We start from the raw sequence: 12,399 nt of genomic DNA on the forward strand, positions 1-12,399 counted from the left end.
GATTCATTGAGCTGAATCAATTCCCGTCAACACCCAGCCAGCGGAACGACCGCAAGCCAGGTAGAGCAATGTCTCTGATTAGGTCCAGGCCTGGAGTCCATTCGTGAACCACAAACTGCCCCTCGTTTCGCTGCTGGCCGCACTGAGCCTGCCGCTGCCCGCCCAGAACCCCTCTGCCGACGAGATGGGCGATGGCCCAACCGCTGCCACACTGGCCGAGAGCCTGGACCTCGACGTCCTGGTTGTTTCGGCAACGCGCACCGACCGACCGCGTTTTTCCACACCGGCAGCGGTTAGCGTGCTGCGACGTGAGGAGATTCAGGTCATTCTGCCTTACGCATTCCAGGATGTCTTCGAGTCCGCTGCCGGGGTGACCGTTCAGGGCGGCCCTCGCCGCATTGCAGAGGAACCGGCAATTCGCGGATTCTCCGATGAGCAGGTCGTGATCCGTCTCGACGGCAGCCGCCAGAACTTCAACAAGGCTCACGGTGGCCGGTTTTTGCTCGACCCGGACCTGTTGCGATCGGTCGAGATCCTGCGCGGCGCCAGTTCAGCCGTCTACGGCAGCGGCGCGCTGGGCGGCGTGTTCGCGCTGGAGACGGTCAACGGCCGCGATCTCACCAACGGCAGGGACGGTATCGGCGTGCGGCTGCGCGGCGCCTACCAGCAAAACGCTGACGAGCGCTCCGGTTTCGCGACAGGCTATGGCCAGTCTGGCCGCTTCGACTGGCTCGGCAGCTTCGTCTATCGCGATGCCGGCGAGGACCTCGAGGACGGCAATGGCAACGACATCCTCGCCAGCCGGGACGAAATCACCAACGGACTGATCAAGCTGGGTTTCGAGCCCGGCGCCGATCATCGCATTGAGCTGGCCTTCGACCGATTTGAAAACGAAGGACTCAACCCCACCAACGCCAACAGCCCCGCCACGGCAACCAACCTGGTCGAACGCAACACCGAGCGCGGCGGCCTGCGCGCGCGCTATCGCTTCGACCCCTCCGGAGGCGACTGGCTCGACCTGGAGGCCAGCGCCTACAGGAACGAGGTCGACACCCGCGAGCGCCGGCTCGACGATGACCGTCTCGATCTCACCGAATTCGAGACCACGGGCTTGGAGATCGCCAACACCTCCCGCTTCGGAGCAATCGCCGGTCAACCGATCCGGCTGACCTATGGCGTCGAGTTCTTCTCCGACGACCAAGGCGGCCTGCGCAACGGCGCCGACCGTACCCAGTTTCCCGACGCAGAAGTCGACTACGAAGCCACCTTTGTCCAGGCCGAAATTCCCCTACCCGGCCAGATTTCACTGATCCCCGGCCTGCGCTACGACGGCTTCGACTACACCGCCAACGGATTCCCGAACCGCGATGACAGTGAAACCTCGGCGCGCGTGGCGCTCGGCTGGGCGCCCCACCCTTCGGTCTACCTGTGGGCCGAGTTCGCCGAGGCCTTCCGGGCCCCCAGTCTGACTGAATTGTTTGCCGACGGCGTGCACTTCATCGTGCCCCTACAGCCCGGGCAGGTCGTCATCAATGAGTTCGTGCCGACACCGAACCTGCGCGCGGAAGACGCCAGCCAGGTGCAGGCGGGGCTGCGCTGGCAGAGCCGGGATCTCGGCGGCACGGGTCTTGACCTGGAATTCGACGTCACCTGGTTCGAAAGCGACGTCGACGACTTCGTCGACCAGATCGTGGTTTTCATCTCCGGTGAACCGACTTTCGACCCGATCACCCAGACCCTGGTCTTTCCCGGCATCACGACCAATCGCAACGTGGACGCCAGGATCAGGGGCATTGAGGCCAGCGCCCGACTGAACGCGCCGCGCGCCTACCTGAAAGCGAGCCTGACCACCCTTGACGGCGAGCGCACTGACACCGGCCAGAACCTTGCAGGCATTCAGCCCGATCGCTTCAGCCTGACCGGCGGTCTTCGTCTGCTCGACCGCCAGCTGGTCGTTGGCGCCGAATTCACCGCCGCCGGATCGCGCCGGAACGTGCCCGAGGGCGCGATCGAGACCGCCGGGTACGGCAAGGTCGACGCCTTCATCAACTACTTTCCCCGAACCGGCGCGCTGGAAGGATTCGAATTCCGACTGTCGTTCGACAACCTGTTCGACAAGGACTACCGGATTCACCCCAACGGCATCAATCAGCCCGGGCGCAGCGTGCGACTGAGCCTGGCCCGCGATTTCCAGTGGCTCAACTGAGGCCGGGCAGATGCCGAGCCGAAGCCATGACTCCCGCCCCACCAGGTTCTCGCCGTCAGCAGCGGCAAGCGACCCGGTCGGTCCGGACGCCGCCGTGCCGGTGTTCGACAGTTGTCAACTGCTCGGCAAGAGAGGTGCCGCCATCATCGAACACGAGGGCAAACGCTACCAGCTGCGGCGCACCCGCGCCGGCAAACTCATCCTGACCAAGTAAACCCGCCATTGTAAGGAGGAAACCGCCGATGAATCCCGTTTCCAGACCCGCTGCACTGATGCTCGGCGTGTCGCTGCTGCTCACCGCCGGCTGCGCCACCATGTCAGTGACGCCCGGCGCAGACAACCTGGCCGACGACACCGCGAGCGGCAACCAGTGGGCCGCCACAGACCATCGTTTGCCGCCCTCGGCCGATCGCCAGGCCATTCTGGCCATGGCCGGAGAATTCTCAGTCGACTTCAGTTTCGATGAAACCGTGGCGCTGGTGCCCGACTACCGCCGCAGCGAACCCAAGCGCAGCGGTGCCGACGAGGTCGTGATTGTCATCGAGGACAGCGGCAACCATATCGTGCTCCAGCACCTGCTGGTCGTGGGCGACGGCTCGGTCATCAAGCACTGGCGTCAGGACTGGACCTGGCAGGCTGACCATCGCCTCGAATTCACGGATGATCAGACCTGGGTACGGGTCGAACTCGATGACGAACTGACCCGGCGCGCATGGACACAGTGCGTCTACGGTGTCGCCGACACGCCGCGCTACTGCGGCACCGGCCCGTGGAATCACCGCTACGGCCACGCCACCTGGACCTCGGACCGGAGCTGGCGGCCGCTACCGCGTCGTGAATACACCACGCGCAACGACTACAACGCGCTCAACGTTGAAAATCGCCACACGATAACGCCCTACGGCTGGACCCACGAGCAGGACAACAGCAAGGTGGTGCGCGAAAACGGCAAGACCCGTGCAGTCATCGTGCGCGAGTTCGGCTTCAACGACTACCGGCACCAGAATGAGGTCGACTTCACTCCAGCCTACGAGTACTGGGATCGAACCGCCGACTATTGGGCCCGGGTGCGCGCAGTCTGGCGCGAGCACTTCGAGGCCGGCGGCGTCCATCTGGCCACCGGCATCGACGGCATGCCCATCATCGAGGGTCTGTTCGAACTGGCCGAGAACCACAAGCCCGGCCAACCCGTTGCCGATCAGGCGATCCGATCGGTATTCAGCGAGTATGTCCGCCCCGAATCTGCAGCACTCGCCGGCAACTGACCGACCATGCGACAAGAAACAGCATCAGCACCGCCGGTATAGCTGCCAGCGCCTGGTGTCGAGGGGAACCCGTGTCCAGTCATCTCGGATTGCCTGGTCCACAGGCGGATCCAGCAGCAGCCAGCATTGCCCTTCAGGCTCCGGGTCCAGCTCGATCCGATAATGGCGCCAGGCGATGTTGTGCAGGTACCAGTCGGTGTACAAGCGCGGGTGAATCCCGATTGCCCGGCCCTGGCCCGTGACCTCGGCAATCCGATCGAGGTCGTGGTGATGCTCCCCGGATTTGCGTACTGTGCCGACCCGGCTCCAGGACCAGACAACAACGGCCACCGCCAGGATCGCAACGCCGAGCAGAAAAGATGGCGACGGACGCCGTTTCAGCACCCGGTCCACCCGGTCACTGGCGCTCAGCGCAGCAGCCAGCAGCAGCCCGAGGCCCAGCATATAGAACGGCAGCGAGGGCAGCAGATAGTGCGACGACTGCTTGGTGGAGAGCACAATGGGAAAACTCGCGGAGATGCCTATAAGCATATGGCCTGTCGCTGCCGGCAGCACCGGACGCCACCAGCCGCGACTGGGCCTGCATCGCAAGAACAGCAACAACACCATTCCAGCCACCAGCGGCACGCTGAGCATGGTGAACAGCTCGCCCAGAATATACAGGCACTTGCCATCACTGCAGAATCCCTGTGAATAGTCCACGCTCGAATAAACATGACGATGGAAATAGGCGTCCAGCATTTCTGCGGTCGGCGGATGCAGCCACAGCGCGGCCCCACCCAGGGCTACGGCCACGAGATAGACAGAGAGATACCCGGCGAGCGCCCTGGCCGTTGGTGGTGGCCGGATGAGCGCAACAAAAAGCGGCGCCGTCAAAACGAACAGGGCAACCGGCCCCTTGACCAGAAAAGCCGACACCGTGGTCACGGCCGCAATAACTCCAACCAGCACTCTGCGGCCGACGCCACCCCCCTGCATCCCGCTCGCATGAAGCAGCACAGTGATCAGGCAAAACGGTATCAGGGTGATTTCCAGCAGATTGTTGCGATACGCCCAGGACCATTTGGGAACAACCAGCAACAGGGCAATCGGCAACCACCAGTAAGCGCTTACATCTGGCTGTGTTTGCCGGGCACCAAGCGACGTCATCCACAGGCGATGGATCAGGACAAATGCGATAAGCAGCGCCACCAGGCCATACAGCTTCTCGACCAGATAGTGATCTCCGAGGCCGAGAAACCACAACGACTGGATCATGATACCAAGCGGCGGGTGCTCGACAAAACGCCCAAAATAGCTGTCGTTGATTCGCAGGTGCCAGAAGTCGCCAATGCCGTTGGCCAGGTTCATGCTCAGTGCGGCATAGACAATGCCATCGAGGAACATGCCAATGGGCGCCAGAAACGGCAACATCAGCGCCATGCCCAGAAGCAGCACGACGAGGGCGGGCCTTGGGTGAATATTCATTCAGCGGTCACATGTTGCGCCGGTACTCGCCTCCGACCTCATAGAGCGCGTGGCTGATCTGACCGAGCGAACAACACTTGACCGCTTCCATCAGCGCCTCGAACGTGTTGCCACGTTTGCGGGCGACGTCCTGCAGGGCCTTGAGTGCTGCGGGTGAGGATGCTGCATTGCGCTGCTGGAAAGCACGCACGTTCGCCACCTGCTGCTGTTTCTCCTCCTCGCTGGATCGGGCCAGCTCGATCTCTCCGCCTTCCTGCTCTGCACCCTCCGGTGGCCGGAAGGTGTTGACGCCGATCAGCGGCAACTCACCGCTGTGCTTCTTGTGCTCGTAGTAGAGCGATTCTTCCTGGATCTTGCCGCGCTGGTACATGGTGTCCATGGCGCCGAGCACGCCGCCGCGCTCGGAGATGCGATCGAACTCGGCATACACGGCATCTTCGACCAGGTCGGTGAGCCGATCGATGATGTAGCTGCCCTGGAACGGGTTCTCGTTGAAGTTAAGCCCCAGTTCCTTGTTGATGATCATCTGGATGGCCACGGCGCGGCGCACCGACTCCTGGGTTGGCGTGGTGATCGCCTCGTCGTAGGCGTTGGTGTGCAGGCTGTTGCAGTTGTCGAAAATGGCGTAGAGTGCCTGCAGCGTCGTGCGGATGTCGTTGAACTGGATTTCCTGCGCGTGCAGCGAGCGGCCCGAGGTCTGGATGTGGTATTTGAGCATCTGCGAGCGCTTGTTGGCGCCGTAGCGCTCGCGCATGGCCCGCGCCCAGATGCGGCGCGCCACCCGTCCGATGACCGAGTATTCCGGGTCCATGCCGTTGGAGAAAAAGAAGCTCAGGTTGGGCGCGAAGTCGTTGATATCCATTCCGCGCGCCAAGTAGTACTCGACGATGGTGAAACCGTTGGAAAGCGTGAAGGCCAGCTGGCTGATCGGGTTGGCGCCCGCTTCGGCAATGTGGTAGCCGGAGATCGACACGGAATAGAAGTTCCGCACTCCCTTGTCGATAAAATACTGCTGGATATCGCCCATCATGTGCAAGGCGAACTCGGTCGAGAAAATGCAGGTGTTTTGAGCCTGGTCTTCTTTCAGGATATCGGCCTGCACCGTGCCGCGCACGACCTTGAGCGTGTCGGCCTTGATTTTCTCGTAGGTCTCGGCATCGACGAGATGATCGCCCGTGATGCCCAGCGTTCCCAGGCCCAGCCCGTCGTTGCTTTCGGGCAGCTCGCCGGTGTAGTCGGGCGCGTCGTCGCCGAGCAGCTCGGCGCGCTTTTTCTTCGCCGCGTCCCATTGCCCGTTCTCTTTGAGATGCTTCTCGACCTGCTGATCGACGGCGGTATTCATGAACATCGCCATGAGCATCGGCGCCGGGCCATTGATGGTCATCGACACCGAAGTCGTCGGGTCGGACAGGTCGAAGCCCGAATAAAGCTTCTTCATGTCGTCGAGCGTGGCGATCGACACGCCCGAGTTGCCCACCTTGCCGTAGATGTCGGGCCGCTCGGCCGGATCCTCGCCGTAGAGCGTGACCGAATCGAAAGCGGTCGACAGGCGCTTGGCCGGCTGTCCTTCGGAAACATAGTGGAAGCGCCGGTTGGTTCGCTCTGGCGTGCCCTCGCCGGCGAACATCCGGATCGGATCCTCGTTGGCGCGCCGATAAGGATAGACGCCACCAGTATAGGGATAGTGGCCAGGCAGGTTTTCCTTCATCAGGAACACCAGCTGATCGCCCCAGTCGCGCGTTTGCGGCGGCGCGATCTTGGGAATCTGCAGCTTCGACAGCGACTCGCGGTAGTTGGAGCCGGAAATCGTCTTGCCGCGCACCTCGTAGCTGAACTCCTCGGCCTCGACGGCGGCCTTCGTTTCCGGCCACTCGCGCAGCAGCTCTCGGGCTTGTTCGGGCAGAGCCTTGACAGCTTCGGTATAGCGCTGGAGAAGATGGTCGGCGAGACGACCATCTTCGCCCTCGGGTTTCCGGTTTCCGGTGTCCGGTTTCCGGTCGGCGTTCGGTAGCTCCAGGGGGGCCGGAAGCTCATCGACTTCGAGTTCGCGCAGCACCTCGCAGTAATGCTGGGCGCGGCGGGCCTCCTCGGCCCATTCGAGAATCCGCTCGTTGAGCGTCCTGCCCTGCTCGGCAATCTCGGCCAGGTAGCGAACCCGCTTGCCCGGAATCAGGACGGAAGGCCTCGGCTCCTTCTCACCCAGCTCAACCTCCGGATCGAAGTCGCAGCGATCAGTCCCCCACGCAACGCCGCCCTGACCCCTGACCCCTGACTCCTGACTCCTCAACAACCGGCACAGGTTGACGAACATCCAGGTGACCCCGGGATCGTTGAACTGGCTGGCGATGGTCGGGTAGACCGGCACGCCCTCGTCGGCCAGGTCGAAGGCCAGGCGGTTGCGCTTCCACTGCTTGCGCACGTCCCGGAGCGCGTCCTGCGAGCCCTGGCGGTCGAATTTGTTGAGCACCACCAGTTCGGCGAAGTCGAGCATGTCGATCTTCTCGAGCTGGCTGGCCGCGCCGAAGTCAGAGGTCATGACATACATCGGGAAATCGACCAGGTCGACGACCTCGGAGTCAGATTGACCGATACCAGCGGTTTCCAGGATCACCAGGTCGAACCCGGACGTCCTGAGCAAGGCCAGCGAGTCGCCCACGACCTCCGAGGTCGCCAGGTGTTGCCGTCGGGTCGCCATCGAGCGCATGAACACCCGCTCGGAGCGCAGCGAGTTCATGCGGATGCGATCGCCGAGCAGCGCGCCGCCGGTGCGCCGCCGTGTCGGGTCGACCGCGAGCACGGCGATGCGCATTTCCGGAAAGTACTGCAGGAAACGGTTGACGAGTTCATCGGTCACCGACGATTTGCCTGCCCCGCCGGTCCCGGTCAGGCCAATGACCGGGGCACCCGTCGACGATTCAGCCGCCTTGCGCAACTGAGCCAGCTCATGCTCGGACAGACCGCCGTTTTCAATGACAGAAAGCCCTGCTGCAATCAGGCTGGAGTCGACATCTCCGGAAAGCGGCAAGCGGAAATCGGAAACTGTCCGCGTCTCCCGCGCCTGCCGCGTTCTGGCCACCAGATCCCCAATCATCTCCTTCAACCCCATCCTCATGCCATCATCCGGATGGTAGATCCGGTTGACGCCATAATCCTGCAGCTGACGAATCTCATCAGGGGTGATGGTTCCGCCACCGCCACCAAAGACCTGGATGTGATCCGCACCCTGCTCCCTGAGCATGTCGACCATATAACGGAAGTACTCCATGTGTCCGCCCTGGTAGGAGCTCACGGCAATCGCGTCGGCGTCCTCGCAGACGGCCGCACGCACGATTTCGGCGACCGACCGGTTATGGCCGAGATGAATGACCTCGCAGCCCTCGGCCTGGATCAGTCGCCGCATCAGATTGATTGCCGCATCATGGCCGTCAAACAGGCTGGCGGCGGTAACACAGCGCAGGGGCACATCACCGTCGGTGCCCGGCGAGCGTGAAAAGCGTTCGGCGATCTGGTTCATGGTCAGGAACGGGTAACAGGTAAACGTCTCATTTTAGCGCCCATGACCGAAGGCAGCAAAACCGGCGACTGAAGGCGCCCGGGCACGCTGTCACCCGGATGCGCGTAACGATAACTTTGCGCGGGACGGAAAAGATCGGCAATAATACGCCCCCATGAATCAGGTTGCTTCCGCCAAGAGTCGCTTGCCGCGCCCGTCTCCCGAGGAAATGGCCACTCAGGCCGAAAACGCGGCAGGGTTTCTCAAGCTGATGGCCAATCCGCATCGTTTAATGGTCCTGTGCCACCTGCTCGAGGAGGAGATGTCGGTCGGCGAACTCAACGATCATCTGCCGCTGAGCCAGTCGGCCCTGTCCCAGCATCTGGCCGTTTTGCGCAATGCCGGGCTGGTCCGGACCCGGCGCGAACAGCAGACGATCTACTACTCGCTGGCCAGTCAGCAAGTCCGCGCGGTGATGGCCGTGCTCTATGAGCAGTTCTGCCGGCCGTAAACGAGCCGGGTTATCCGCTTGCCCACGCCGCCCCCCGACAAGGCATCGCTGAGGGGTCAGCGCGATTGGCCGCGGCCGATCCAGGCAATCTGCAGGGCAGTCGCGAACGGCAGCAGGCGCTCGACCGCGTTGCCCGGCGCCTGCGGAAAGAAACTGATCAGCACGGTCAGAAAGAAGCCGGCAGCCATGGCTGCCAGACGAAAACCTGGACGCACGTTTCCGGCGAACAGCAGCACGATCAGCAGCGGCCCGAAGGCGTTGCCCAATGCCTGCCAGGCAAACAGCACCCGATCGAAGATCGTGGCCGGAAACCACAGCGCCAGCGCCACCGCCGCCAGGCCCAGCACTACGATCACGATCCGGTCTGCCAGCAGCGACATGCGGCCGCGGCGCAGATCGTGGCTGACCGCCGATCCGGCCACCAGGAGCTGACTGTCCGAGGTCGACATGATGGCGGCCAGCACCCCGCCGGTGACCAGGCCGCCGAGCAGCGGTGGCATCAGCCAAACGGCCAGCTCCAGGAGAACCGACTCGGCATCGGCCAGTTCCGGCAGCAGGACGCGCCCAGACCAGCCCAGCACCACCATTCCGATATAAATGATGGTGGCCCATACCAGGGCGAGATTGCGTGCCAGCCGGATTTGAGCTGGCGACGACAGCGCCATGAAGCGGTTGACCACGTGCGGCTGCCCGGGGTAGCCCAGCCCGATGCCGAACAGCCCGGCCACGAAGATCAGCCCCAGCAGCCAGCCGGGCTGATCGACCCACATCATCAGCGACGGATCGTCGAGCGCGCGCAGACCAGCGGCGACGCCCGCCGGTCCCCCGGCGGCCGTCAGCGCCACGACCGGCAGCACCAGGGCCACAAACAGCATCATGAGGCCCTGAAGTGCGTCGGTCACGCTCGCGGCCCAGAACCCACCCAGAAACACATAGGCGATTACAATCGCCGCACCGGCCAGCATGGCCTGGCTTGGTTCAACCGGCAGCGCGGTGCCAATGGCGGCGCCGGCCGCCTGGAACTGCGAGGCTACGTAGAACGTGAAGCAGAACAGGATGATCAGCGCGCCCAGGGTGCGCAGCCGGCGCTGGTAGGCGGCATCGCTGCCGTGGGCCAGAAACTCGACCAGGGTCAGAGACCCGGTCTGGCGGCTCGCCGGCTGCAGCTTCGGCGCAATGAAGACCCAGTTGATGAAGAACCCGGACACGATGGCGGGCACCAGCCAGACGGCCTGCAGCCCCCAGGCATAGGCGGCACCGCTGACACCAAGCAGCGTCCAGGCCGACGACGAGCTGGCCGATGCACTCAGTGCGGCGATGACCGGCCCCATGCGGCGACCGGCCAGATGGAAATCGGCCGTATCCCCGGTCCGGCGCTGAGCCCATAGGCCGATGGCCAGCAGCGCCACCAGATAGACAATCAGCGTGACAGCAACCATGGCTGCCAGTCTACCGGATGCGCCAGGTTACCCTTGCATAAAGATCGCGGTCGTGCTGGAGGCGCTCGGCACCGATCCGACGCTCGATTTCCTGGCGGATCCGGAACCGGACTTCGATCGACAGATCGGGCGTGAAACGCCGCTGATAGCGGATCTCGTAGAGATCGTCGTTGTTGCGGTAATCGTTGGACGTCAGCCAGCCGGCATGCGCTCGACCCACGACCAGGCCCACATGGTGACCCGGTGCCAGATCGAAGATGTTGGCGCTGATCTGGTAGGCATCGCCTGCAGTCCTGCCCGAGCCGACCAGACCAAGTGCCGGGCGCTGCGGGGTTTCAAGCGCGCGTCCGTACTCGCCGGCCAGCACGAATCGACGACCGTCTTCGCTCATGGGCCAGCCGGCCGCGGCCTTTGCCGTTACTGTCAGGTAGTCCTCCCGGCGCGGATCCGATAGGCCGTTTACCGCCAGCGAATCCGGGACCCAGTTCAAAGACAGCATGCGCAGTGACAGCGGACCGAAGGGTTCGGTCGACCGCAGCGCCAGATAGGCGCCAAGCCGGCTGCCATCGTCACTGAAATCCAGCGGCCGGCGGGCGGTATTGCTCGCGCCCAGCGGATGATTGGCCTGGGCAATGGCATGCCACTCCCAACCCGATTCCAGCTGCGACTGCCAGTACAGGCCGTCGGTCCAGCCGATCCCGACGTTCGAGGCATCGTTTCGATCCAGGCTCTTGCCCGGCACGACCGGCAGGTTGAAGGCGGTCTGAAAACGACCGATCCGCAGCTGGTGGCGATTGTTTGCATCCTGCCAGCGCGCGTAGAACTCGTCGAAGTGAACCTCACCGGCACGCGTCCCGGTGGGCGTGGCGCGGTAGCGATCCAGGCGCAGGGCGAAGTCATTGTCTTCGCTGCTGAAGCTGCCGGCCAGACGCGTTCGAAACAGCCAGCTCGGCGACAGCTCACGCTGAAGGTAAAATCGCAGCCGGGCGCGCAGGCTCTCATCGGACTGCTCACCACCATCGCGGCGATCCCGTTCGCTGGCAAAAAAGCCGGCTCTCAGATCGGCCCCGTAGCGCCAGTCACCACCACTGCCCTGGGCCGGCGCCAGTCCCGGCAGCAACAGTGCCGCCAGCACCAGCGACCCGCACCAGCGGTTTCCGAAACACTTCGGCATCACGACCCCACCCCGTTGCAGATCTTGCAACGCTGGCCGGCGATCCCACTGCATCCGGCACATGCAGACAATGACGACCTGCGGCCGCTCACGGTATCCCGCGTGCACATGACATTTTTTCCATTGGAAGTCAGCGTGAAAGAAATATTACAGCAAGATGACACCGGGCGGGTTGACCCACATCATCGAGGCCGCGATTTTTGCTCACGCCCAGTCTGCCTGTCCGCGCGTATGACCTAAGCGGCGGGAGTCAGTTGGTGGTGGAATCGGGAAGCACCCGGATGTCGTCGTTGTCGTCCTCGACCTCCTCATCCCGCTCGGAATCCCTGGCCAGCGACGCACGCGAGGGCAGTTCCCCCTCACGCACCAGGCGCGCGATGCGGGAGAATACCTCGGCACGCCCGAACGGCTTTTTCATGAAGTCATCGGCGCCAATACGCTTCAGGTAAAACTCCTCGACCGCCTGCGGGTTGCCGCTGATCATGATGACCGGCACTTTTTCCGTGACCGGGTTGCGCCGGAACTTGCGCAATGCGGTGAAACCGCTCATGCCGGGCAGAACGATATCCAGGAAAATCAGGTCGGGACGACGCTCGCCGATCATCTCGAGCGCCTTTTCAGCGCTCTCCGCGCCGATGGCCTCATAGCCGTTTTGTACCAGCATATGACTGAGCGCGGCCACAACTGTCCTTGAGTCATCGACGATCATCACCTTGAGCCCCTCCCGGGCGTGCATGCGCCGGCGCCGACGGCGATCGCTTGGCTGTCTCATTCCGAGCAGTCGGCGGAATCGATCCAGCTGGCTCATCAGTCCCTCTCAGACGAACAGGTGCAGTAGAACCCG

Annotated in this window: 9 protein-coding genes; 4 read left to right on the forward strand and 5 right to left on the reverse strand. The window is 63.3% G+C overall.

Features of this window, described 5'->3' with window-relative positions:
- Positions 1–103 precede the first annotated feature (103 nt).
- From HND55_10945 to HND55_10955, 3 genes are all read left to right on the forward strand, one after another.
- Positions 104–2,206 (forward strand): TonB-dependent receptor, encoded by a 2,103-nt coding sequence (locus tag HND55_10945; GenBank protein ID QKK03116.1) that lies wholly within the window; start codon positions 104–106, stop codon positions 2,204–2,206.
- 10 nt (positions 2,207–2,216) lie between these two features.
- Positions 2,217–2,420: a hemin uptake protein HemP gene (locus HND55_10950; GenBank protein ID QKK03117.1), complete on the forward strand. Its 204-nt coding sequence runs from the start codon at positions 2,217–2,219 to the stop codon at positions 2,418–2,420.
- Between the two features lie 178 nt (positions 2,421–2,598).
- Positions 2,599–3,471 (forward strand): hypothetical protein, encoded by an 873-nt coding sequence (locus tag HND55_10955; protein QKK04087.1) that lies wholly within the window; start codon positions 2,599–2,601, stop codon positions 3,469–3,471.
- A gap of 24 nt (positions 3,472–3,495) precedes the next feature.
- Here the strand turns inward: HND55_10955 and HND55_10960 are convergent, their stop codons facing one another.
- Together HND55_10960 and HND55_10965 are read right to left on the reverse strand one after the other, a co-directional pair.
- Positions 3,496–4,938: a hypothetical protein gene (locus HND55_10960; protein ID QKK03118.1), complete on the reverse strand. Its 1,443-nt coding sequence runs from the start codon at positions 4,936–4,938 to the stop codon at positions 3,496–3,498.
- 7 nt (positions 4,939–4,945) lie between these two features.
- A complete protein-coding gene (locus HND55_10965; GenBank protein QKK03119.1) occupies positions 4,946–8,452 on the reverse strand; it encodes a methylmalonyl-CoA mutase family protein in 3,507 nt (1,168 codons plus the stop codon).
- A 154-nt stretch (positions 8,453–8,606) separates the two neighbouring features.
- Between HND55_10965 and HND55_10970 the strand changes: the two genes are divergently transcribed.
- Positions 8,607–8,942: a winged helix-turn-helix transcriptional regulator gene (locus HND55_10970; protein QKK03120.1), complete on the forward strand. Its 336-nt coding sequence runs from the start codon at positions 8,607–8,609 to the stop codon at positions 8,940–8,942.
- 56 nt (positions 8,943–8,998) lie between these two features.
- Here HND55_10970 and HND55_10975 read toward each other — a convergent pair whose 3' ends face one another.
- The 3 genes from HND55_10975 to HND55_10985 form a co-directional block, all read right to left on the reverse strand.
- Positions 8,999–10,381, reverse strand: coding sequence for a sodium/proline symporter (locus HND55_10975; GenBank protein QKK03121.1), 1,383 nt, complete (start codon positions 10,379–10,381; stop codon positions 8,999–9,001).
- Between the two features lie 10 nt (positions 10,382–10,391).
- Entirely contained in the window at positions 10,392–11,558 is a 1,167-nt protein-coding gene (locus HND55_10980; protein ID QKK03122.1) for a hypothetical protein, read from the reverse strand.
- A 247-nt stretch (positions 11,559–11,805) separates the two neighbouring features.
- Positions 11,806–12,363: a response regulator gene (locus HND55_10985; protein ID QKK03123.1), complete on the reverse strand. Its 558-nt coding sequence runs from the start codon at positions 12,361–12,363 to the stop codon at positions 11,806–11,808.
- Between the last annotated feature and the right edge of the window lie 36 nt (positions 12,364–12,399).

The organism is Pseudomonadota bacterium (assembly GCA_013285445.1).
In the GTDB taxonomy this organism is placed as follows: Bacteria; Pseudomonadota; Gammaproteobacteria; order Xanthomonadales; family Wenzhouxiangellaceae; genus Wenzhouxiangella.

What these genes read in the sequence shown, in the direction of transcription:
- HND55_10950 (QKK03117.1), top strand. Translation starts at nt 2,217, where the DNA reads ATGCCGAGCCGAAGCCATGACTCCCGCCCCACCAGGTTCTCGCCGTCA.
- HND55_10960 (QKK03118.1), bottom strand. Translation starts at nt 4,938, where the DNA reads ATGAATATTCACCCAAGGCCCGCCCTCGTCGTGCTGCTTCTGGGCATG.
- HND55_10965 (QKK03119.1), bottom strand. Translation starts at nt 8,452, where the DNA reads ATGAACCAGATCGCCGAACGCTTTTCACGCTCGCCGGGCACCGACGGT.
- HND55_10970 (QKK03120.1), top strand. Translation starts at nt 8,607, where the DNA reads ATGAATCAGGTTGCTTCCGCCAAGAGTCGCTTGCCGCGCCCGTCTCCC.
- HND55_10975 (QKK03121.1), bottom strand. Translation starts at nt 10,381, where the DNA reads ATGGTTGCTGTCACGCTGATTGTCTATCTGGTGGCGCTGCTGGCCATC.
- HND55_10985 (QKK03123.1), bottom strand. Translation starts at nt 12,363, where the DNA reads ATGAGCCAGCTGGATCGATTCCGCCGACTGCTCGGAATGAGACAGCCA.